The sequence below is a fragment of the Amycolatopsis arida genome (assembly GCF_900115565.1).
Lineage (GTDB): Bacteria > Actinomycetota > Actinomycetes > Mycobacteriales > Pseudonocardiaceae > Yuhushiella > Yuhushiella arida.
Genome location: NZ_FOWW01000011.1, coordinates 172,728 through 195,398, shown reverse-complemented (window position 1 = coordinate 195,398; position 22,671 = coordinate 172,728). Strand labels below are relative to the sequence as shown.

Here is a 22,671-nt window from a genome sequence, read left to right as displayed (position 1 = left end):
GCGGAGGGGCTAACCGTCCTCGTTCTTCTTCCGCTTGCGCTGTTCCTCGGCGAGCTTGCGCAGGAAGTCGGGGTCGTCGTCGGGGGCGATCGGGGCCTGCCGGGAGGCCACGCCCACCCGCTCGGATCCGAACGCCCTCCACAACAGCACGGCGATGGTCAACGCGCCGATCGCGGCGAGCAAGTACAGCATGCCCGCTCCCTTCCGTCGTGGTGGGCGTTGCGTCGTACCACTGAGGTTAACCTTTTTGCCGGGATTTGGGAGCCACCGGGTCCCGGTGACACGAGTGGATACGAGTTGACACGAACGGGTCGAGCGTCCGGGCGGTCTCGCCCGTCCACTCGACCCGTCACGCTGTCGCTGCTGATCCGCTGCTGTGCCTGCAGTGTCGCTAGTGCTGCTTCGGCTCGTTCGCGTCGCTGGTGAGCTCGGCGAGGAGCTGGTTGACCTCGGCCTCGCGGAACCGGCGGTGCCCGCCCGGTGTGCGAATGGAGCCGATCCGGCCCGCGGTGGCCCAGCGGGTCACGGTCTTCGGGTCGACTCGGAACAACGCGGCGACCTCACCCGGTGTGAGCAGCCGTCCTCCCACGGTCGCTGACACTTTCCGCCTCCTTCACGGCCGAACTGGTGAACCGGGCTGGCCCAGCGCTGGGTGGCGGGCGTGCCCCCGGTGTCCAACGGCGCAATCGTGGCATCTCACCCGCCGGGTACTCGAACGGTTGTCAGAGAGTAAAGAGGTAGTAATGGGACAAACCGGGCCACTTCCCCGACCCCGGTGAACGCCATGAAGGTGGCCTTCATGGCACCCGACGCGAACATGGTGGCCTTCATGGCGTGGCTGTGGTGGGGCGGGTGGCGGGCGGGGCTCGTAGGGTTGCTCGAATGGACCACCTCGATCGCAAGATCATCGCCGAGCTGCGGGTGAACGGCAGGGCCACCTACGCCGAGCTGGGCCGGCTGGTCGGGTTGTCGCCGTCGTCGGTGCACGAGCGGGTCGGCAAGCTCGAGGCGGCCGGCGTGATCACCGGCTACCACGCGGTGGTCGACCCGCGGTCGGTCGGCCTCGGGGTCACCGCGCTCGTCGGCATCCTGCCCTCCGACACCGCGGACGACGACGAGGTCGCCGACTCCCTCGCCGAGCTGCCCGAGGTGGAGAGCTGCTACGGCGTGGCCGGCGACGACGCGTTCGTGGTGAAGGTCCGCGTTCCCACGGTCGACGAGCTCGAGCTCACCCTCGGCCGGCTGCGCCGCATCCCCGGGGTGGCGCGGACGCACACCACGGTCGTGCTGTCCACCCGGTTCGAGGGCCGGCCGAATAACAACCGGCTCGACCTGCCCGCCGGCGACCGGCGCGGCGGCGCATAGCCTTGTACCAGCCGCACCCGCCGCGCGAGGAAGGAGCGCGGCCGAACGATACGGTGGAGGGAGTGCGCGCGTGGCGCGCGGAGGAGAACGAGGCAGGTCCGACACCGTGAGTGACGCTCCGGAGAACCGCACGACGCTCGCCCGCGACCTCACGCTGTACCTGCTGGCCCGGTTCGCGCTGGTCGCCGTGGTCGCCGCCGGGCTCGTGCTGGTGAAGGTGCCGCTACTGGTCGCGCTGGCCATCGGGCTCGTCGTCGGGCTGCCGCTGGGGCTGCTGCTCCTGCGCGGCCTCAACGCCAGGGTCACCGCCGGCCTGGCGGCCCGGTTCGAGCGGAGGGCTCGGGAGCGGGCCCGGCTGCGCGCCCAGCTCCGCGGCGACGAGGTCACCACCGAGGACACCGAAGACACAGTCGACAGCGCCGACAGCGCCGACTCCGGCGACACGGCCGATTCCGGCGACACGGGCGTTTCCGGTGATGCGGGCGTTTCCGGTGATGCGGGCGATTCCGGTGATGCGGGCGATTCCGGTGATACGGGCGATTCCGGCGAGGCGGGCGATTCCGACCGCACGGCCGGCTCCGACCACACGGCCGACTCCGGCGACGTCGGGCGTGGCGGCTCGCGGTGAGCCGGCACGACGAGTGGGTCCGGGAGGCGATCCGCCGGCTCGAGGCCGACGCCAACCGCAGCGCCGACACCCACCTGCACGTCTTCCCGCTGCCCGAGGACTGGGGCATCGACCTGTACCTGAAGGACGAGTCGGTGCACCCCACCGGCTCGCTCAAGCACCGGCTGGCCCGCTCGCTGCTGCTCTACGGGCTGGTGAACGGGCAGATCGGCCCGGACACCGTGCTGATCGAGGCGTCCAGCGGGTCCACCGCGGTGTCGGAGGCGTACTTCGCGCGAATGCTGGGTCTGCGGTTCGTCACGGTGGTACCACGCACGACCAGCCCGGAGAAGATCGAGCTGATCGAGTTCTACGGCGGGCGGTGCCACTTCGTCGATCGGCCGCCGGACATGTACACCGAGGCCGAGCGTCTCGCCGCCGAATGCAACGGGCACTTCCTCGACCAGTTCACCTATGCCGAACGCGCCACCGACTGGCGGGGCAACAACAACATCGCGGAGTCGGTGTTCACCCAGATGCGCTCCGAGCGGCACCCGGTGCCCGCGTGGATCGTGGTGGGCGCCGGCACCGGCGGCACGAGCGCGACGTTCGGCCGGTACGTGCGGTACCGCCGGCACCGAACCAGGATCGCGGTGGTGGACCCGGAGAACTCGTCGTTCTACGGCGCGTGGCGGACCGGGGCGCTCGACTACACGACGGGGATGCCGTCGCGAATCGAGGGGATCGGCCGGCCGCGGGTGGAGCCGTCGTTCGTGCCGGGGGTGATCGACGAGATGTTCCAGGTGCCCGACGCGGCGTCGCTGGCGGCGATCCGGCTGCTGCGGGAGCGCACCGGACACTGGGCGGGCGGATCCACCGGCACCAACCTCTACGGCGCGTTCCGACTCGTCGCGCGGATGCGGGCGACGGGAGAGACCGGGAGCGTGGTCACCCTGGTCTGCGACGGCGGTGAGCGGTACGCGCACACCTACTACGACGACGGGTGGATCGCCGAGCGGGGGCTGAACCTCGCGCCATACCGGGCGGTGATGGAGGAGTTCCTGGCGACCGGGGACTGGCCGGAGGGCTAGGAGCGTTCCCCGGTTCCGGGCTCAGCCCTGGAGGAGTGCCGTCGCGGTGAGGGCCGCCGTGACCAGCGCCGACCACGCGAGCATGGCCATGCCGGTGTCCCGCAGCACCGGGACGAGCGCGGGCCCGGCGCCGCCGCCGATGACGGTACGCACCGGGCGGGGCAGCAGTGCCGCGGCGAGCAGGGCGAGCAGCACCGGCGGGGTGGCCACGGCCATGGCGAGCGTGACGGCGAACGGGACGGTCACCAGCGCGAGGTAGAGGCGGCGGGTGCCGGCGTCGCCGAGGCGGACCGCGAGGGTGCGCTTGCCGGCGGCGCGGTCGGTGGGGATGTCGCGCAGGTTGTTGGCGGTGAGCACGGCCGTGGAGAAGGAGCCGACCGCGACGGCGCAGCCCAGCGCCGTGGCGTTGACCGTCCCGGCCTGGACGTAGACGGTGCCGAGCACCGCGACCAGGCCGAAGAAGACGAAGACGGCGACCTCGCCGAGTCCGGCGTAGCCGTAGGGGCGGCGGCCACCGGTGTAGAACCAGGCGGCGGCGAGGCAGGCGGCGCCGGCGGCGAGCAGCCACCAGTGCCCGGTGCTGGCGACCAGGGCGAGGCCGAACAGGGCGGCGGTCCCGAGCGCGGTGAACGCGGCCGCGCGGACCGCGCCGGGGGCGGCGGCGCCGGAGCCGACCAGCCGCAGCGGGCCGACGCGGTCGGTGTCGGTGCCGCGGATGCCGTCGGAGTAGTCGTTGGCGTAGTTCACCCCGACGATCAGCGCGAGGGCGAGCAGCAGCGCGAGGAGCCACCGCCACCAGGAGAACGCGCCCAGCTGCACCGCGACGCCCGCGCCGGCGAGCACCGGCGCGACGGCGTTGGGCAGCGTGCGCGGGCGGGCACCCTCGATCCACTGCGCGACCGTCGCCATGACGATCATTCTCCGCCATGGCCGAACACCACCGACACGCGGACGGCTGGTCGTGGTTGGGCCGGGGCGGCGGGCCGCCACCCGCGCCCGGGGCGGGGTGGCGGCCGGGCCGGGAGGCCGATGGGCGGCATGGCACCGGCCGCCGGCGGGGGCGGTAAGGACAGCGACTCCGACCACCAGCGCAAGTACGTCCAGCCCAGCGACGAGCACTTCGTCCTGGTCACCGACGGCGAGAAGCCGCGCGACCCGGAGACCGGCATGGCCGTCACCCCACCCACCCTCGGCCGGCCGGGACCGGCGCCCTCCCCGACATGCGATAGCGGGACCGATCGGGCGACGGAGATCGACACCCGTCATTCCCGGGCCAGCGCCGTGCGGAGCACGGTGGCGAGGTGATCCCCGTTGCCGTCGAGCCCGCGATCCCACCGGGCGCTGACGAACCCGTCGGGTCGGCTGAGGATGGCCCCCTCGGGACCGAGGCCGGTGGCCTTCTCCCAGCGTCCGTCCACATCGGCCGGCCCGGCGACGCCGTCCAGCACGTGTGCGTGGACGGGCAGGTTCAGCCGGGTGGCCGCCGCCCGCGCCGCCCCGGCCCACGCCGTGCCGCCCGGGCCGGCGACGACCGTCCAGGCTCCGTCGACGAGGTCGACGGTGGAGCGCTCGCCCGAGCGTTCGCCCACCCACAGGTGCGGCAGCCGCACGCCGGGCTCGGCGACGAGGTCCGCGGGGTCGGCGAACAGCGGGGCCGGCGAGTCGTCAACCGGGTAGCGGTAGCCCAGCGTCACGTGCGTGGTCTCCAGCAGCGCCGCCTTCTGCTCCGGAGTGGCATAGCCCGCGCGCACGGCCAGGCGCATCGTTGCCTGCTCGACCACGCCCTGGGCCACCGGCCTGCGCTCGTGCTCATAGGTGTCCAACAGCGCCGGCCCCGCCTGGTCGGAGAGCACCGCGGCGAGCTTCCAGGCGAGGTTGTGCGCGTCCTGCACGCCGGTGTTGGCGCCGTACCCGCCCACCGGTGGGATCACGTGTGCCGCGTCGCCGACGAAGAACACCCGGCCCGCGCGGTAGCGCTCGGCCACGGTGGCTCCCATCTCCCAGGGCAGCACGCTCCGGATCGTCACCGGCACATCCGTGGTGCCCAGTGCGGCGGTCGCCAGCCGCGCGCAGCGCTCGTGGTCGTAGTCGGCCGGCGTCTCGCCCCGGTCCGGGTGGTAGGTCACGATCAGCGTGGCCTGGCCGAGGGTGTCGTCGTGGCCGAGTACGCCGCTCACCTCGGGGTTCTCGATCTGACAGATGGCGAAGCGGCGGCCGCCCAGCACCGTGGCCAGATCGGCGTTGAACAGGATGCTGAGTTGGTGTCGCAGTGCCTCCCGGCCCACCACCCCGACCGCGAGCCGGGCGCGTAGCGGGCTGCGGGCACCGTCGGCGGCGACGACGTAGTCCGCCGTGAGTGTCGTTGTCGTACCGCTGGTGCGGTCCAGGAGCACGGCACGCGCTCCGTCCTCGACCTCCGCCAGGTCGACCAGCTCGGTGGAGAAGCGTAGGTCGGCGCCCTCGTCGGCGGCCGCGGCCCGCACGATCGGCTCCAGCCGGTCCTGGCTCAACGAGATCTGCGGTGACGGGCTGAGGTGCCCGAGGTCCTCGCCGGCGGGCGACACCGTCGAGTGCAACACCTCTCCGGAGAGCGAGGTGACCTTCGCGATCAGGTTGTGGTCGGCGAAGCCGGCCGCTTCGGCCAGTACGGCGTCCTCGATGCCGAGTTCACGCCACAGCTCCATCGTGCGTGGGTACCACCCCCACGCGCGCGGGTGCACCGAGGTGCCGGGGTGCCGCTCGACGAGCGTCACCGGCACCCCGTGCCTGGCGAGGAACGCGGCCGCGGTGAGTCCGACAATCCCGCCGCCCACCACGAGCACCGAGGTTCGTGCGTCGTCCATGACCTTCCCTCCGCGAAGTCGGTTGGTCACGAGAGTCGCCGATCGTGGTGGAGACACGCTTGAAGGTCGCGCCGGTGCGCGCGCCCCAGCCGTCCTCCAGCCTTTCTCGTCTTCCGCCGCACACGCTGGACCGCGTGATGACAACGACCCGGGCGGCCGGCGATCCGATGGGACGAACCTTCTTGGGGCGCCCCCGATGGTTCGCGACCCTGTTCATGGTCGACATCTGGGAGCGGTTCAGCTTCTACGGAATGACGGCGATCCTCTACCTGTACCTCGCCGCACCCACCGAGGGCGGCGGGTTCGGCATGGACGGTGGCGCCGCGGCGGCGGTCTTCGGCCTCTACATGGCGTCGATGTTCCTCGCCGCGCTGCCCGGCGGATGGCTGGCCGACCGGGTGCTCGGCCCGCGACGTGCGGTGGCCGTCGGCGCGGTGACGATCGCGCTGGGCCACTACGCCATGGCGGTCCCGGCGCGTCCGTTCCTGTTCGTCGGGCTGGTGCTGGTCGTCACGGGCACCGGACTGGTGAAACCGGCGATCTCCTGGCTGGTGAGCCAACCCGACCGCGGCGACGCGGAACGGCGTGAGGCGACGTTCTCGCTGTTCTACATGAGCATCCAGGTCAGCGCACTGATCGCGCCGCTGGTCACCGGGTTCCTCGGCGAGCGGGTGAACTGGCACCTCGGCTTCGGAGCCGCGGCGTTGGGCATGACCTTCGGTGTGGCGCAGTACCTGGCGGGCGCGCGCCGGATGGGCGACCTGGGCGTGGCCCCGCCCGACCCGGTGGATCCGCTCGTGCTGCGGCGCGTGCTGCGGCGCACCGCGCTCTGGACCGGCGTCCCGGTCGCGTTGGTGGCGGTCGACGTGCTGAGCGGGCTGTTCGTGCCCCAGCACCTGCTGATGCTGCTCGGCCTCGCGCTGGTCGCGGTACCGGTCGTGGCCGTGTTCCGGCTGCGCCGCAACCCGGCCCTGGATGCCGGCGACCGGCGCCGGCTGCGCACCTTCGTCTGGTTGATGCTCGCCTCCGCGGTGTTCTGGGCGCTGTACGCGCAGAGCGGCTCGGTGCTCAGCGGCTTCGCCAGGGACGACATCGACAGGGTCGTGTTCGGCCTGGAAGTGCCGGCCAGCTGGTTCCAGTCCACGCACCCGCTGTTCGTGCTGTTCCTGGCACCAGTGTTCGCCTGGCTGTGGCCGCGGCTGGGCGAACGTGCCTCCGCGCCGGTGAAGTTCGGTGGTGCGCTGGTCGTCGGCGGGATCAGCTGGCTGATCCTCGGATCGGCGGTGGCCGCCGAGGTCGACCGCGTCCACATGGGCTGGTTGCTGCTGGCCTACGCGTTGCTGGCGATGGGGGAGCTGACGATCGGCCCGGTCGGGCTGGCACTGGCCGCGCGGGTGGCCCCCGAGGGCATGACCAACCGGTACCTGGGTCTGTTCTGGGTGTTCGCCGCGGTCGGGGCCGGCCTGGGTGGGCAACTCGCCCAGGCCGCCTCGGCGCTGCCCCTCGCGCAGTACTTCCTGCTGGTGGGCGTCGCCGTCGGCGCCGTGGGTTGCGTGCTGCTGGCCGTCGCGCGGTCGCTGCGCGCTGGTCTCCACGCGCCCAACAGAAGAACCGCCACTGTCCGATGAGGACCGACGAGAGGATCCTGCCGTGAACGTGACCCGACCGGTGGCGTGCCTGGGCCTGGGTGGCATGGGCGCCGGCCTCGCCGGCCTGCTCCGCGACCGTGGCGCCCCACTCACCGTCTACAACCGCACGGTGGAGCGGGTCGCACCGCTGGTCGCGCAGGGGGCGAGATCGGCGGCGACGCCGTTCGCCGCCGTCGCGGACGCCGAGGTCGTTCTGATGAGCCTGGCCGACGAGACCGCGGTCGAGGCGGTGCTGTTCGGTCCCGCCGGGGCGGCGGGCGGCATCGGTCCTGACGCCGTGCTGGTGGACACCTCGACGGTGTCGCCCAGTTACTCCCGCGACCTCAGCGCGCGACTCGCCGCCTACGGGGTACGGCGCGTGGAGGCGTGTCTGGTCGGCAACCCGTCGCAGGCCCGCACGGGGTGGCTGCAGGTGCTCGCCGCGGGCCCCGGGCCCGCCCTGGACGAGGTCGCCGACGTGCTCGCCGTGATCGGGCAGCGCGAGATCGTCCGGCTGGGCGAGATCGGCGAGGCCAGCACGATGAAGCTCGCGCTCAACACACTGCTCGGTGCCCAGCTCGTCTCCCTGGCCGAGGCCGTCAGCTACGGCGTGCGGGCCGGGATCGACCGCGACCTCATGCTCGCGACGATCGAGGGCAGCGGCTTCAGCTCACTGGTCATGGCCTTCCGCTGCGCGCTCATGCGGGAACGGCGGTACGAGCCGGCCGCGTTCCGGTCGGTGCTGATGGAGAAGGACCTCCGACTCGCCGTGCACGAGGCGAAGGAGCACGGCGTCGACATCCCGGTGACCGAGGCGGCGGCCGGGCGGTTCACCGAGCTGGTCCGCACCGGCGCCGCCGACCTCGACGCCGCCGCTGTGCTCGAACTGCAGACGCGGGACCTGGGCGGCGAGCCGGACAGCCGGTTGGTCGGCTGGCGGACGCGCTGACGAGGGCCGGGACATGGATTGCCGGGATTGTCGAACACGAAAGGGGGCACACGGTGTCCGGTGTAGTGGGCTGGGTTGACTTCTCCCGCGACCTCACGGGGTGGCGGTCGGCGGTCACCACCATGACAGGAGCACTCGCGACTCGCGGCCCGGATGGCGAAACGATGTGGGTGTCGGCGAAGGCCGCACTGGGCCACCGCCGGTTCGCGGTGCCGTCGGGCGGCGAGGAGGCCATCGCCGTGCTGGAGCGTGGCGGCGAGCCCGTGGCCGCCGCCGTCACCGGCTTCCTCACCGAGCGCGACGCGCTACGGGAGGCCCTGCGCGTGGCGGGCAGCCCCGCACCGGCCGACGCCGCCGACGCCACCCTCGTGGCACTGGCCCACCTCGCGTGGGGCCCCGACGCCGCGAGCAGGCTGGAGGGTGGCTTCGCCGCGGCCGTGTGGGACGGACGCACCGAGGAACTGGTGCTGCTGCGGGACCGGCTGGGGAACCAACCGCTGTACTACCACCAGCCCGCCGGGGGCGGGCTGCTGTTCGGCTCCGAGCGCAAGGCACTGCTGGCTCACCCGCTCGTCGACGCGCGGGTGGACGCCGACGGCCTGCGCGAGCTGTTCACCTACGCCGGAACCCCGGGGCACGGCATCCTGGTCGGCGTCCACCAGGTGCGGCCGGGGCACGTGCTGCGCTTCGGGCGCGGCGGGGTCACCGAGCAGGAGTACTGGGGGCTGCGCACCGCCGCGCACACCGACGACCTGGAGACCACCGTCGCCACGGTCCGCGAGCTGCTGGCGCGCAGTGTGCGGTCGCAGCTCGACGACGGCGACTCGGTGTGCGCGCTGCTCTCCGGCGGCATCGACTCCTCGGCGGTGGTCGCACTCGCCGGGCAGGCCCTCGCCGAGCGGGGTGCCGACCCGCTGATGACGTTCACGGTCTCGTTCCGGAACGAACGCGAGTTCCGCCCGGACGAGGTGTGGGGCACCGAGGACGCCCCGTTCGTCGCCGACGTGGTGGCCCACGTCGGTACCGAGCACAAGGACCTCGTGCTCGACACGGCGGCGATCATGGACCCGGTCGCGCGGGCGATGGCGCTGCGTGCCAAGGACGTGCCGAGCCCGCTAGGCAACATGAACACCTCACTGCTCCTGCTGTGCAGCGAGGTCGGCAGGTACGCCCGGGTGGCGCTGCTCGGCGAGATCGCCGACGCCGTCTTCGGCGGGTTCAACTGGGTGCACAACCCGGAGCTGGCGCGGGCCAGGACGTTGCCGTGGCTGGCGATGGCCCGCCACGGCGGCGGCGAGCACGGCATGGGCGGCGACCTGCTCGACCGCGACCTGCTCACCAAGCTCGACCTCAACGGCTACGCGCACGCGCAGTACGCGAACTCGATCGCCGAGGTGGAACACCTGCCCGGCGAGGACGAGCAGGAGCGGCTGATGCGCCGCATCACCTACCTGCACCTCACCCGCTGGCTGGAGACCCTGCTCCCGCACGACGAGCAGATCGGGCTGGTCGGCGGCCTGCAGACGCGGATGCCGTTCTGCGACCACCGGCTCGTGCAGTACGTCTACAACGTCCCGTGGTCGATGAAGACGTTCGACGGCAGGGAGAAGAGCCTGCTGCGCGCCGCGGTCGCCGACCTGCTGCCCGAGTCGGTCGTCAACCGGGCCAAGAGCCCCTACCCGGTGACGCAGGACCCGGCGTACGGCCACGCGCTGTGCGACGCGCTCGGTGCGCTCGTCGCCGATCCGGCCGCGCCCGCGCACGACCTCGTCGACAAGCGCGCGGTGCGGGCGCTGCTCGACGACCGGTCGGTTCTCGACAGCGGTCCGCGTGCCTGGGTGGCGCGGGCGAACGTGGAGATCGTGCTCGGCCTGGATCGCTGGCTGCGCGAGTACGGCGTTCGGACGGTGCTGTGATGAGCGACGTTCGGCAACCGGTCCTCGAACCCGGCCTCGCCGGGGCCCGCGTCCTCGTCACCGGTGGCAGCCGGGGCATCGGGCGCGCGATCTGCCGGCGCTTCGCCGCGGCCGGCGCCACGGTGGTGACCACCTACCGCGTCGACGACGACGCCGCGCGGCGGCTGCGCGGCGAGCTGGGTGAGAGCTGCCACGTGCTGCGCGCCGACGTCACTCGGCGCGCGGACCTCGACGCGCTGATGGAGCGGGTCGGTGATCTGCTCGGCGGGCTCGACGTGCTGGTCAACAACGTCGGGGTGGACGGCCACGCCCCACTCGCCGCGCTCGACACCGACGAGTGGGACCGGGTGCTCGACACCAACCTGACCGGCGCCTTCGACGTGACCAGGGCCGCCGCGCCGCTGCTGGTCGACGGCGCGTCCGTGGTCAACATCGGGGCGTCCGTCGTCATCCGCGGGCTGCCCGGCAAGGCGCACTACTGCGCGTCCAAGGCCGGGTTGACCGGGATGGGCCGCTCGCTGGCCAAGGAGCTCGGCGGGCGCGCGATCCGGGTCAACACCGTCGCGCCCGGCGTGGTGGAGACCGAGCCGGGCGCGGGCCTGCCCCCGGTGCTCTACGAGCGGCTCACCGCCTCGACCGCGCTGGGCAGGCTCGCCGACCCCGACGACGTCGCGTGCGTCGTCACCTACCTCGCGGGGCCCGCCGCCTCGTACGTGACCGGCGCGACCGTCCGGGTCGACGGCGGAATCTGATCACCCACAGGGAAAGGAAGCGACATGCCGTACGCGGCCATCACCTATCAGGTCAAGCCCGGCCACGAGGAGGAGATCGCCGACATCTTCGCCCGCTTCAAGCGCGTCGACTCGCCGATCCTGCGGGACTCCGAGGGCAACGAAGTCGGCAAGCTGCTGGGCACGGCAGTGTTCATCCACGGCGAGGTCATGGTCCGGGTCATTCACTTCGAGGGCGACGACTTCTCCGCCGTCGGCAGACACATGGCCACCCAGCAGGGCGTGCACAACGTCGAGGCCGAGCTGGCGCCGTACCTGAAGACGCCGCGCGACACGTCCACCGTGGAGGCGTTCGAGGCACACATGCGCCGCAGCGTCATGCGCTGCGTCTCCCAGCTCTCGCTCGCCGACCTGCCCGCCTCGCCCGGTTCGTGACCAGCACGCGGTCCGCCCGACGGCACCGATGAGGAGGAACCGACGTGTACGAGATGGGACTCAATCTGGACATCGTGGTGTCCGCGCTGCTGGCGATCGTGTGGACGCTGGTCGCGGTCGCGGTCACCGGGCTGGTCCACGCCACCCGGCGCCCCCGTAGGCTCCGCCGCCGATCCCGATCCGGGCTGGCGCTGGTCGCGCTGGGCACGCTCGTGGTGCTGGCGAAGCTCGGCACCACCGCGGCGCTGGGCAGCGCCGGCTGGGAGTACATGGCGGACCGGGTGCTGGTGGTGCTGCCGCCGGTCCTGCTGATCCTGGTCGCCGTCCTGCGGTCGACGGTGCCCGCGTTGCGGCGCGGCGCTCGCACGCCACGCGCGGACAGCGGGCCGATACCGGGGCACGTCGGCTACCTGCGGCCCGCCGTGGTGCTGCCGCCGTCGCTACTGGCCGTCGCGGGGCTGCTGGCGTTCTGGGCCTCCTTCGTCGCGCCCCCCGTCCCGCCCTACAGCGGCGAGTTGCTGGTGGTCTGGGGTGTGCTGGCGCTGTGGGCGATGGTGCACGCCCTGCTGCTGGCTCGCCGGAGCTCGGCATGGGCCGCGGCGCCGCCGGCGCGGGCGTGGCCGCGCCGGCTCCGCACCACCTCCGCGGTCGCCACCGCGATCGCGCTGTTCGCCGGCGTCGTCGTGGTCGCCCAGAGCTCCAGCGTGCTGCCCGGCAGCTACTCCATGCTCGACCACGGCGAGGAGATGGCCGCGGGCGCTGGCCACCACGCCGGCGGCGGGCACGGTGCGGTCGCCGTGGCGTCCGCGCGGCCCCAGCGGCAGATCAGCGTCACCGAGCTGACCGGGCCGCGCGACGAGCCACCCGACGTGCGGTACACACTGACCGCCTCGCGGACGCGCGTCCCACTCGCCTCCGGTGAGGTGTCCGAGGCCTGGACGTTCAACGGGCAGGCCCCCGGTCCGCTGCTGCGCGCGACCCAGGGCGAGCTGGTCGAGGTGACGGTGGTGAACCAGGACATCGAGGCCGGGATCACCGTGCACTGGCACGGCATCGACGTGCCCAACGCCGAGGACGGCGTGCCGGGCATGACCCAGAACGCGGTCGCTCCCGGGCAGTCGCATGTCTACCGCTTCCGGCCGCCGGACGCGGGCACGTTCTGGTACCACTCCCACCAGGTGTCGTCCGAACAGGTCGAGCGCGGCCTGTTCGGGATGTTCATCATCGACCCAGCCGACCCAGCTGACCCAGCCGACCCAGCCGACCCAGCCGACCCAGCCGACCCAGCCGGCACAGCCGAGCCGGCCGACCCGGGCGACCCGGGCGTCGTCGACATCCCGGTGATCCAGCACAGCTGGCCGGTCGGCGACCGCGCCGTGCGCGCGTTCGGTGTCGACGACAGGCTGACGCGGACGGCCGTCGCGCCCGGCACGCCGGTGCGCCTCCGGCTGCTCAACACCGACTCCGCCGCGCGCAGCTTCGCCGTGACCGGTACCCCGTTCCGGGTGACCGCCATCGACGGCACCGCGGTGAACGGGCCGTCCGAGATCCGCGACCAGTTGCTCTACCTGGGCGGCGGTGCCCGCCACCTCGTCGAGTTCACCATGCCCGACGGGCCGGTCCGCATCACCGAGACCCAGCGGCCCGACGCCGGGATGCTGCTGAGCCCGGACGGCACCGGCGAGCTCGAGCCACGGATCGACACACCGGAGTTCGACCTGTCCTCCTACGGCGAGCCCGCCCCGACCCCGTTCGGTCCCGACAGCGACTTCACCCAGAGCCACACCTACTACCTGGACAACCGGCTCGGCTTCTTCGACGGGTCCCTCGGTCTGCTGTGGACGATGAACGGAGACGTCTTCCCGCACATCCCCCCGATCACCGTCCGGGAGGGCGACACGGTACGGGTTCGCTTCGTCAACCGCAGCCACCAGGAACACCCCATGCACCTGCACGGCCACCACGCGCTCCTGCTCTCCCGCAACGGCGAGCCGGTCACCGGCAGTCCGGTGTGGCTGGATACGGTGACCGTGCCCCAAGGGGAGGACTGGGTGATCGGTTTCGTCGCCGACAACCCCGGGCTGTGGATGGACCACTGCCACAACCTCGACCACGCGGCGATCGGCATGGTCATGCACCTCACCTACGAGGGGGTGACCACCCCGTACATGGCGGGTGAGGACACTCCGAACCAACCGGAGTGACGGCACGTGACCGAGGTCGCGGGGGCCGCGGCACGGGGCGGTCACGTCGGAGGGGACCAGCGGGAGCGGGTCCCCCGGCGCGCCTGGGGCGCGCTGGCCGCGGTGCTGCTGGCCTGCTTCCTGCACCAGTTCGACCTGACGGTGATCAGCGTGGCGGTGCCGTCGCTGCAGGCGGACCTGGCCGCGTCGCCGTCGTCGGTGCAGTGGCTGGTGGCCGGCTACACACTGACGTTCGCGGTGCTGCTGGTACCCGCCGGGCGCCTCGGCGACGCGGTGGGCAGGCGGGTCCTGGTGATCGCCGGCGTCGTCGGGTTCACCCTGGCCTCGCTGGCCTGCGCGCTCGCGCCGAACGAGGGCGTGCTGGTGGCGGCCAGGGTGGCGCAGGGCGGCTCGGCGGCCCTGCTCGCGCCGCAGGTGATGCCGGTGGTCATGCTGATGTTCCCGGCCGCCCGCCGCGGCGCGGCCATGGGCGCCTTCGCCGCCTCGGTGGCGCTGGCCACCACCAGTGGCCCCCTGCTGGGCGGGCTGCTGGTCGGCGCCGACCTGTTCGGCCTCGGCTGGCGGGCGATCTTCGTGGTGAACGTGCCGGTCGGTGCGGCGGCGCTGGTGCTCGCGCTGGCCTGCCTGCCCCGCGCCGAGAACACCGGCAGGGCGGCCGACCCGGCGCTGAACGGCTGGCGGCGGGCCCGGATCGACGTGTTCAGTGTCGCGCTGGCCCTCGTCGGCCTGTTGCTGCTCATCGCGCCGCTCGTGCAGGGCCGGGAGCTGGGCTGGCCATGGTGGGCGATCGTGCTGCCGGTGGCGTCCGTGCCGGTGCTCGCCGCGCTGGTCCCGGCGCAGCGCCGCACGCTCCGCGCCGGTGGCCTGCCGTTGATCGCGCCGGAACTGTTCCAGCAGCGTGCCTACCTGGCGGGTGCCGCGGTGAACTTCCTCGTCGTCGGTGGGGTGACGGCGTTCTTCCTGGTGTTCGTGGTGTACCTGCAGGTGCCCCTCGGCCGCTCGCCCGCGGCCACCGGGCTGACGGTGGCGCCGTGGGCGCTGGCCTCGGCCGTGGCGTCGGCCGCGGCGATCCCGCTGGCCGGCCGGTTCGGCCGCCGAATGCTGGAGACCGGGGCGGTGCTCATGGTCGCGGGCATGGTGCTGCTGCTGGGTTTCGTCGTGGCGCAGGGCACGGCGCTGGACACGGCGGCCGTCGTGGTCAGCCTCGTCATCGTCGGCGTCGGCATGGGAATGCTCAGTCCGCCGCTCTACTCGATCACCCTGATGTCGATGTCACGCCAGGACATCGGCTCGGCCAGCGGCGTGTTCTCCGCGGTCGGGCAGGCGGGCGGCGCGTTCGGCGTCGCGACGGGCGGAACGATCTTCTACGGCGTCGTGGCCGGTGGCGGGCCCGACGTGGCACCCGGCGGGTGGACCGCGGCGATCGGCTGGGCACTGGTCCACCAGGTGGTCGTGTACGTGGTGGCCGTGGTGGTGCTGCGACGGTGCCTGCCCGCGGCGGGGTCAAGTGGTCCTCCACGCGCTCCCGAGCCGGGTCGATCACCGTAGGCATGAGCAGTCCGGAGTGGAGGGATGAGGAGATGTCAGGAGTCGTCGGCTGGATCGACTTCACCAGGGACCTGGTCAGGGACCGGGGCACCCTGCTCGACCTGACGGCCACACTGGCCCGCCGCGGCCCTGACGCCGAGGCGCTGTGGATCGGCGGTCCGGCCGCGCTCGGTGTTCGTGCCGTGCGGACCGGCCGCGCCGAGAGCGCGCAGCCGTTCGCGCTGACACCGGACGGTCCGGGCACACCACCCGTCGTCGCCGTGGTGGTCGGCTGGCCGCTGGGCCTTGCCGCGCTGCGCGGCCGGCTGCGCTCCGCCGGGGTCGCGGTCGCGCCCGACGCCGGTGCCGCCGAGCTCGCCGCCCGTGCCTACGTGCGGTGGGGCGCGGAGTTCGTGCCGGAGCTGGCGGGCTCGTTCGCGGTGGTGGTGTGGGACGGACGCCACCAGGAACTGCTGCTGGCCCGTGACCAGACCGGTGCGGGGCAGAACTTGTTCTACGCGCACACCGCGAGCGGGATGGTCTTCGCCTCGGAGCGCAAGACGTTGCTGGCGCATCCGGAGATCTCCGCCGTGCTCGACGTCTCCGGGCTGCGGGAGGCGATCTCCCACGCGTTGCCCGCCGGCCCGCTGTTCGCCGGGTTCTCCCAGATAGAGCCCGCGGAGATCGCCCGCTACGGCCGGTCCGGCTGGGCACGGCACCGCTACTGGCAGCTGGAGACCCGCCCGCACACCGACGATCTGGACACCACCGTCGCCACCGTGCGGGGGATCCTCGAGGACAGCGTCCGTGAGCACTTGCCCGAGGACACCAGCTCGTTGATCGTCACGCTGTCGGGCGGCATCGACTCCTCCGCCGTCGCGGCGCTGACCGCCGCCGAGATGGCCCGCCAGGGCCGCGGCGCGCTGCGTACGTTCACCGTCGACTTCGTGGACACCGAGTTCCAGGCCGATGTCATGCGGGGCAGCAAGGACGAGCCGTACGCGCGGGCGGTGGCCGAGCGGATCGGTGCCGACTACGGCCTCGTGACGCTGGAGCCCACCGACATCCTCGACCCCGTGGTGCGGGTGGGCATGCTGCGCTCGAAGGACTACCCGACCCGAATCTACGACATGGACAGCTCGCAGTACCTGTTCCTCGCGGAGGCCGCCGCCCAGGGCGGCAAGCTGGTGCTCGGCGGCGGTGCGGGAGATCAGGTGTTCCTGGGCAACAAGTTTTGCACCGATCAGGGCCTGGTGCGCTCGGGCACGTTTCCCTGGATCGCGCTGGCGCAGCGCTTCGGCGCGACCAACGGGTTCGGTACCGGGCTGCTGAGCCAGGACCTGCTGCGTGAGCTGGACTTCCCGACCTACTACCGGGACACCTACGCGACGGTGGTCGCCGGCGTGGAGCATCTACCCGAGGACGACGAGGAACGCCGCCGTGCCCGGATCAGCTCGCACCTGATGCTCAACTACTTCCGGGTGGACGGTGGCGCGTTCACCGCGGCGGGCCTCGTCGCGGGGTCGCCGATCAACCACCACCGGCTGCTGCAATACGCCTACAACATCCCGCCGGAGTTGCACACCCACGGCGGCGTCGAGAAGGGCCTGCTGCGCTCCGCCGTGGCCGACCTGCTGCCCGAGCAGGTGCTCGCGCGCAGGCAGAGCGCGACACCGGTGAGCCATCATCCGCAGTACCCGCAACGCCTGGGGGTCGAGCTGAAGGCGGTGCTGGCCAACTCGCGCTCCCCGGTACTGCCGCTCATCGACGTCTCCGCGGCCGCCGAGCTCGCGGCACAACCAGACCGGCTGGTCAGTGACCGGTTGGCCAGGGCGGACGCCGAGATGGTCCTGCAGCTCGACCTGTGGTTCGACCGGTACGGCATCACGCCCGCCTGGTGATCAGGGCCGACATTCACCCCGAAGGGCGAGACGTTGATTCACGACACGATTCTCGACACCATTGGCCGGACCCCCGTGGTCCGACTCCACCACGTCAGGGCGGCCAGCGACTCGGAGATCCTGGTCAAGTTGGAGTCGTTCAACCCCGGCGGCAGCATCAAGGACCGTGCGGCCTACGCCATGGTGCGTCAGGCCGAGCGCGACGGCGCGCTCCGGCCCGGCGGCACGATCATCGAGTCGACCTCCGGCAACCTCGGCAAGTCGCTCGCGCTGATCGGGGCCACTCGTGGCTACCGGGTCATTCTGGTGATCGACCCGAAGGCGCCTCGATCCATGGTCGAGTTCGTCACCGCGCTCGGCGCGGAGATCGACATGGTGGACACGCCCGACGAGGACGGCGGCTACCAGCGTCCTCGGGTCAACCGGGTGCGGCACCTGCTCGAGGTGATGCCGGACGCCTTCTCACCGGACCAGTACAACAACCCGGCCAACCCGCGCACGCACGCCGAGGTCACCGCCCGCGAGCTGCTCGACGACGTGCCCGAGTTCGATGTGCTGGTCACCGCGGTGAGCACGGGTGGCCACGCCAGCGGGCTCGCGCGCACGGTGAAGCAGGTACTGCCACGGGTCACGACAGTGGGAGTGGACGCACTGGGCTCCGGCGCCTTCGGCTTCCCGTTCACCGGCTACGCGATGCGCGGGCTCGGGCTGGCCTGGCCGCCGGGAAACCTGGACCAGAGCCTGGTGGACAGGGTGCATCTGGTGGCCGACCACGAGGGCATCGCGACCGCGCACCTGCTCGCCCGCCACGAAGGCGTGCTGGTCGGCGAGTCATCAGGGGCGGCGGTGTTCGCCGCGCTGCACCACGCCCACCACCACCGCGGCCGCCGGATCGTGGTCGTCGCGGCCGACGGAGGGGTGAACTATCTCGGGGAGTCCTTCGATCCGGAGTGGATGCGCGCTCGGGGCCTCACCGAGCTGATCGAGGCGGCCGGTATCACCACGCTGTACGGCCTCATCGAGGCGGCCGCCAACCCGGCCCACTCCGCCGTCGCCGTCTCCGGTTCCGCCGCGGACAGCAGGTTGGTTTCGCACTAGGTCCATCCACCCAGGGAGGACGGCCGATGACGGCCCATTTCGGACGGTTGCGCAGTCGCATGGCATCCCTCGACGTCGACGGCCTGGTGGCCACGACGATCGAGAACATCCGCTATCTCACCGGGATTTCCAGCGTGGCGCTGGAGATGTTCCCGCACACCGGCCAGTGTTTCGCGGTGGTGACCAGGGATCGGCCGGACAACCCGTGGTTCGTCTCGTCGCGCTGCGAGGCCGACCAGTTCCTCGACGCGGGTCCCGAGCTGGCCGGGGTGACCGCCTACGGCACCTTCTTCCGAGAGCCGGCCGTGGAGGGGGTCGCACTGACCCCGGCCGAGGAGCGGCTGCGCGCGGTCAACGGCGACGGGATCTCCCCGGCCACCGCGGCGGAGGCGTTGGTCGCCACGGTGCGCGCGGCCGGCTTGGCCGAGAGCCGCATCGGCGTCGACGAGGACGGGCTGCGGCCCGACGTGCTGGAGGCGCTTCGCGCCGCGCTGCCCCGCGCGGCGTTCCTCCCCGCGGCGGGGGCGATCCGGCAGGTCCGCAAGGTCAAGACCGACGCCGAGCTGGAGCTGGTGGCCCGCTCGGCCGCGGTGATGGAGACGGCGATCCGGGCCACGGTGAGCATCGCTCGCCCCGGTGTCACCGAGCGGCAGCTGGTACGCGAGTTCGAGCGAACGGTGGCCGGTGCGGGCGGGCGCTCCCGGTTCACCCTGATCAAGATCGGGCGCTCGGCCGTGGCGGGCCAGTCCGCGCCCTCCGACGAGCCGCTGCGTCGTGGCGACGCGATCTGGTTCGACGTGGGCGGCACGGTGGACGGCTACTGGTCCGACATCGCCCGGGTGCACTGTGTGGGAGAGCCTTCGCCACGGCTCGAGAAGTACTACAACGCGATGCTCGCCGGCGAGGACGCGGCGCTGGCCGCGGCCCGGCCGGGCATGACCGGCCGGGAACTGTTCGAGATCACCGTGAACGCGGTCCGCGCGGCCGGCGTGCCGCACTACCGGCGCCAGCACGTGGGGCACGGCATCGGCGTCGAGGTCTACGATCCGGTGCTGATCACCCCGGACAGCGAGGACGTCATCGAGGACGGCACGGTGGTGAACATCGAGACGCCGTACTACGAGTTCGGTCTCGGCGCCGTTCACGTGGAGGATCCGTTCGTGGTGCGAGCGGGCGGCAACGCCCTGCTCACCACTCTCGACCGTGACCTCGGCGTCGGCGAGGGGTGATCGCATGGCAACCATCGAGGAGATCCCGGCCGTTCCCCCCACCGACCCCGGCGCCCTCTCCGGAAGGCGTGCCCGCGGCCTGTTCCGAGCCGGTCTACGGGCCCACACCGCGGGCTGGGCCGCGGGCTACGCACAGGCAAACCTGGTGGCCGTGCCCCGCGAGGTGGCCTACGACCTGCTGCTGTTCGCCCAGCGTAACCCGAAAGCGGTGCCGGTCCTCGACGTCGGCGATCCGGGCGGGGTGACCACCACGCTGGCCCCGGACGCCGACCTGCGTACCGACCTGCCCGCCTACCAGGTCTGGCGCGACGGCGAGCCGGTCGACGAGATCACCGATGCCACCCCACACTGGCGCGACGACCTGGTGGCCTTCCTCGTCGGGTGCAGCTTCACCTTCGAACGCGGCCTGCTCGAGGCCGGCGTGCCCGTGCGGCACCTGGAGGAAGGCGTCAACGACCCGATGTACGTCACCACCGTGCCGTGCCGGCCGGCCGGGCGGCTGGCCGGCCCACTGGTGGTCTCCATGCGCCCCGTCCCCGCCCCGCTGGTGGCCAGGGCCGTGCAGATCACCGCGCGCTTCCCGGCGGTGCACGGCGCCCCGGTGCATGTCGGTGATCCGGCGGCGCTGGGCATTTCCGACCTCGCCGTACCCGACTTCGGCGACGCGGTCACCGTCGGCTCCGACGTGCCGATGTTCTGGGCCTGCGGGGTCACGGTCCAGGCCGTCGTCCGTGCGTCGCGACTGGAGTTCGCCATCACCCACTCACCGGGCCACATGTTCGTCACCGACACGCCCGACGCCACCTTCCAAACCTGACTCCGAAACCTGACTCCGGGCCCGCTTCGACGGGACGCGGACCCGGAGCCGCTCGCCGGTGTGGGCGCTCGCCCTCCCCGACCGAGCCCGGTCGGGGAGGGCTCACGGGCGCAGCATGTAGTTCGCCATCATCGCCACGTCCTCGTGCTCGAGGTTGTGGCAGTGGAAGACATACTTTCCGGGGTAACCGTCGAAGCGGACCAGCACCCGTGCCACGTCCCCGGGGGCGAGGTCGACCGTGTCCTTCCAACCGATGTCGGTGGGTCGTAGATCCTCCGGCTCCGGCAGCCCGATCACCTGGAACATCACCTCGTGGATGTGGATGGGGTGGTGCACGTCGCCGGAGAACTGCCACATCTCGATGTCGCCGATCTTCGGGTCGGCGTGGATGTAGTCCACCTCGAAGGGGTGATTCTCGACCAGCCAGACCATCCTGCCCTCGTCGTTGCGGTCGCCCTGGAACGAGAACTTGCGCTTGCGCACGGCCGCGTTCGGGTCGAGCTGCTCGAAGTCGCTGAGGCGCTCGGGGATCTTCGGGCTGTCCTGCGCCTGCCCGGTGACGCGAAACTCCATGACGTCGGCCATCGCGCCCTCGCCGGCATCGTTGCGCATTCGCACCGTGGTGCCCGGCGCGAAGCCGCTGAAGTCGATGACCACGTCGAAGCGCTCGGCGGGCGAGATCGCGATCTTCTCCTGCCGAACCGGCTTTCCGAGCAGCCCGCCCTCACTGCCGATCTGGATGAACGGGCCGTCGTCGGGTGCCGGGTCGAGCGAGAGCAGGTAGCGCCGCGCGTTGCACGCGTTGAGCAGTCGGAACCGGTACTTCACCGGCGCCACCTCGAGGTAGGGCCACGGGGTGCCGTTGACGAGCGTGACGTCACCGAGCACGCCTTCGGTGAACTCCTCGGTGACACCTCGCTCGCCGCGCAGTTGGGGGTCCCGGGAGGGGTACTGAAGGCTGCCGTCCTCGGCGAACGACCGGTCGGCGATCATCAGTGGGATCTCGCGATCACCGCTCGGCAACGGCAGCGCGGCTTCCTCCTCGTCGCTGTGGAGGTGCATTCCGGCGAGGCCACGCCACACGGCCGGGCCGGTGAAGTCCATCCGGTGGTCGTGGTACCAGAGCGTGGCGGCCCGCTGGTCGAGCGGGTAGTGGTACTCGAACACCTGGTCGTAGCGCGCGCCGGGATGCTCGTGCGGTGACGACCAGCCCCCCGCCGGCAGGATCATGTCGGTCGGGTAGCCGTCGAACTCGGGGGGCGTGCGGCCGCCGTGCAGGTGCGTCACGATCGGCACCGGGAGCTCGTTACGGTAACGCACCCGCACCTTGCGCCCCCGGGTGGAACGGATCGTCGGCCCGGGAAACGTCCCGTTGTAGCCCCAGATCTGGGTGCGCAGCCCCGGAAGAATCCGCGCGCTGGCGACCGAGGCGGTCACCTCGTAGAAGTCGGTGTCGCCCTCGGTCGAGTACGGCGACAGCACTTCGGGTACGGCCAGCGGGTTGGTGAACGGCTGGGGCAGCGGTGCCGTGCTGGGCAGCACCCTCCCGGTGAGGTCTTCGTTGAAATGGCCCTCATGGCCGTTCGCGTCCGATCCGGATTCCCCGTCCCCGGATCCGCCGTCTCCGGATCCGCCGTCGCAGGCGGCGAGGGCCAGGCCCGCTCCGCCGACGGTGACAAGGAAACGGCGACGCGAGTATGGCGTCGATGACCGTGAGATCCCCAATTCGTCCCTCCAGAGCACGCCCCCAGCGAGCGCGCCGATCGTAGAAAAACTTTTCCGATTGACGACTCGAACTCGGCCCACCTTACTCGTTCCGCGTGGGGCCGGCAAAGCTCGTACCGTTCATGTCCGAACTCGGGTCGTCGCGCCGATGCCCTTGCCCGCCACCGGACCCGTCCGCTACCCCTACCAGCGCGGTTTCACTACGTGTTCACCTCCAGGAGAGCCAGCACTCACCTGATCACCGAGTCGTGTTCGCGTCAAGCCACCGCGGCCCCGTGCCGGACTCTTGATCCGTTCCATTTTATGGGTCGCCGTGGTATGTTTCGAGACGATTCTCCGCATCGTCGCTTAAGTGGCCTTCTAGGTGGGCTCTAGTGCGGGCCACCAGCATGGGAGGGGAAGACCGGTCCGAAAAGCACCGGTCCGTGCCGAGAAAGGTTGACTGGGGTGCAGGCCACTAAGCGATTAATCCGTTCTGCTTTGCCCATCACATTCGCGGTAGCGATCGCGGTACCGCTGATCGCCTCGTGCTCGAGTCCGGCGCCGGCCGCGTCCGACGCCGCGGCGACGTCCTCCCGAGGTCCCGACGCGGCGGCGCGGCACGC

20 protein-coding genes are annotated in these 22,671 nt (G+C 71.9%); 15 read left to right on the top strand and 5 right to left on the bottom strand.

All coding sequences use genetic code 11. From position 1 onward, the window contains the following. Positions 1-9 precede the first annotated feature (9 nt). Positions 10-192 carry a hypothetical protein gene (locus BM051_RS25505; protein ID WP_092535658.1) on the bottom strand — a complete coding sequence of 61 codons (183 nt, stop codon included), beginning with the start codon at positions 190-192 and terminating at the stop codon, positions 10-12. A gap of 199 nt (positions 193-391) precedes the next feature. Beyond that, positions 392-601 (bottom strand): BldC family transcriptional regulator, encoded by a 210-nt coding sequence (locus BM051_RS25500; protein WP_092535655.1) that lies wholly within the window; start codon positions 599-601, stop codon positions 392-394. Between the two features lie 281 nt (positions 602-882). On the opposite strand from BM051_RS25500, the gene BM051_RS25495 reads away from it, so the two are divergent. The 3 genes from BM051_RS25495 to cds1 all read left to right on the top strand — a co-directional run bounded on the left by BM051_RS25495 (position 883) and on the right by cds1 (position 3,063). Beyond that, the gene (locus BM051_RS25495; protein WP_092535652.1) at positions 883-1,365 is read left to right on the top strand and encodes an Lrp/AsnC family transcriptional regulator; all 483 of its coding nucleotides are present in this window, start codon (positions 883-885) and stop codon (positions 1,363-1,365) included. 106 nt (positions 1,366-1,471) lie between these two features. Further along, complete coding sequence (locus BM051_RS25490) at positions 1,472-1,993, top strand: DUF4229 domain-containing protein (protein WP_092535649.1); 522 nt, start codon at positions 1,472-1,474, stop codon at positions 1,991-1,993. Next, the gene (gene cds1 / locus BM051_RS25485; RefSeq protein ID WP_092535646.1) at positions 1,990-3,063 is read left to right on the top strand and encodes an L-cysteine desulfhydrase Cds1; all 1,074 of its coding nucleotides are present in this window, start codon (positions 1,990-1,992) and stop codon (positions 3,061-3,063) included. Before BM051_RS25490 ends, cds1 begins: the two co-directional genes overlap by 4 nt. Positions 3,064-3,084: 21 nt before the next feature. Here the strand turns inward: cds1 and BM051_RS25480 are convergent, their stop codons facing one another. Continuing rightward, positions 3,085-3,972 (bottom strand): 1,4-dihydroxy-2-naphthoate polyprenyltransferase, encoded by an 888-nt coding sequence (locus tag BM051_RS25480; RefSeq protein ID WP_092535752.1) that lies wholly within the window; start codon positions 3,970-3,972, stop codon positions 3,085-3,087. Positions 3,973-4,092: 120 nt separating this feature from the next. Here BM051_RS25480 and BM051_RS25475 point away from each other — a divergent pair, with 120 nt between their 5' ends. Beyond that, positions 4,093-4,368, top strand: a complete 276-nt coding sequence (locus BM051_RS25475; RefSeq protein WP_092535643.1) for a hypothetical protein — start codon at positions 4,093-4,095, stop codon at positions 4,366-4,368. Here the strand turns inward: BM051_RS25475 and BM051_RS25470 are convergent. Beyond that, a complete protein-coding gene (locus tag BM051_RS25470) occupies positions 4,326-5,906 on the bottom strand; it encodes an FAD-dependent oxidoreductase (protein WP_092535640.1) in 1,581 nt (526 codons plus the stop codon). The genes BM051_RS25475 and BM051_RS25470 overlap by 43 nt on opposite strands. A 137-nt stretch (positions 5,907-6,043) precedes the next feature. On the opposite strand from BM051_RS25470, the gene BM051_RS25465 reads away from it, so the two are divergent. Genes BM051_RS25465 through BM051_RS25415 form a run of 11 tightly spaced genes read left to right on the top strand, consistent with a single transcriptional unit; the run spans position 6,044 to position 20,341 of the window. Then, entirely contained in the window at positions 6,044-7,534 is a 1,491-nt protein-coding gene (locus tag BM051_RS25465) for a peptide MFS transporter (RefSeq protein ID WP_092535637.1), read from the top strand. 22 nt (positions 7,535-7,556) lie between these two features. Beyond that, positions 7,557-8,483 (top strand): NAD(P)-dependent oxidoreductase, encoded by a 927-nt coding sequence (locus BM051_RS25460; protein ID WP_243859801.1) that lies wholly within the window; start codon positions 7,557-7,559, stop codon positions 8,481-8,483. A gap of 53 nt (positions 8,484-8,536) precedes the next feature. Beyond that, on the top strand, positions 8,537-10,399 hold the full coding sequence (asnB, locus tag BM051_RS25455) for an asparagine synthase (glutamine-hydrolyzing) (protein ID WP_092535634.1): 1,863 nt from the start codon (positions 8,537-8,539) through the stop codon (positions 10,397-10,399). Next, the gene (locus BM051_RS25450; protein WP_092535631.1) at positions 10,399-11,151 is read left to right on the top strand and encodes an SDR family NAD(P)-dependent oxidoreductase; all 753 of its coding nucleotides are present in this window, start codon (positions 10,399-10,401) and stop codon (positions 11,149-11,151) included. The genes asnB and BM051_RS25450 overlap by 1 nt, the downstream gene beginning before the upstream one ends. Positions 11,152-11,175: 24 nt before the next feature. Beyond that, positions 11,176-11,565 carry a SchA/CurD-like domain-containing protein gene (locus tag BM051_RS25445; protein ID WP_092535628.1) on the top strand — a complete coding sequence of 130 codons (390 nt, stop codon included), beginning with the start codon at positions 11,176-11,178 and terminating at the stop codon, positions 11,563-11,565. A 53-nt stretch (positions 11,566-11,618) separates the two neighbouring features. Next, entirely contained in the window at positions 11,619-13,769 is a 2,151-nt protein-coding gene (locus BM051_RS25440) for a multicopper oxidase family protein (protein ID WP_243859821.1), read from the top strand. 6 nt (positions 13,770-13,775) lie between these two features. Next, the gene (locus BM051_RS25435) at positions 13,776-15,317 is read left to right on the top strand and encodes an MFS transporter (protein ID WP_092535622.1); all 1,542 of its coding nucleotides are present in this window, start codon (positions 13,776-13,778) and stop codon (positions 15,315-15,317) included. A gap of 32 nt (positions 15,318-15,349) precedes the next feature. Next, the gene (locus BM051_RS25430; RefSeq protein ID WP_092535619.1) at positions 15,350-17,197 is read left to right on the top strand and encodes an asparagine synthetase B family protein; all 1,848 of its coding nucleotides are present in this window, start codon (positions 15,350-15,352) and stop codon (positions 17,195-17,197) included. Between the two features lie 33 nt (positions 17,198-17,230). After that, positions 17,231-18,295, top strand: coding sequence for a PLP-dependent cysteine synthase family protein (locus BM051_RS25425; RefSeq protein ID WP_092535616.1), 1,065 nt, complete (start codon positions 17,231-17,233; stop codon positions 18,293-18,295). Between the two features lie 26 nt (positions 18,296-18,321). Continuing rightward, on the top strand, positions 18,322-19,524 hold the full coding sequence (locus BM051_RS25420; protein WP_092535613.1) for a M24 family metallopeptidase: 1,203 nt from the start codon (positions 18,322-18,324) through the stop codon (positions 19,522-19,524). Positions 19,525-19,528: 4 nt separating this feature from the next. Next, on the top strand, positions 19,529-20,341 hold the full coding sequence (locus BM051_RS25415; RefSeq protein WP_092535610.1) for a putative hydro-lyase: 813 nt from the start codon (positions 19,529-19,531) through the stop codon (positions 20,339-20,341). Between the two features lie 102 nt (positions 20,342-20,443). Here the strand turns inward: BM051_RS25415 and BM051_RS25410 are convergent, their stop codons facing one another. Then, complete coding sequence (locus BM051_RS25410) at positions 20,444-21,883, bottom strand: multicopper oxidase family protein (protein ID WP_243859806.1); 1,440 nt, start codon at positions 21,881-21,883, stop codon at positions 20,444-20,446. Positions 21,884-22,671: the final 788 nt, after the last annotated feature.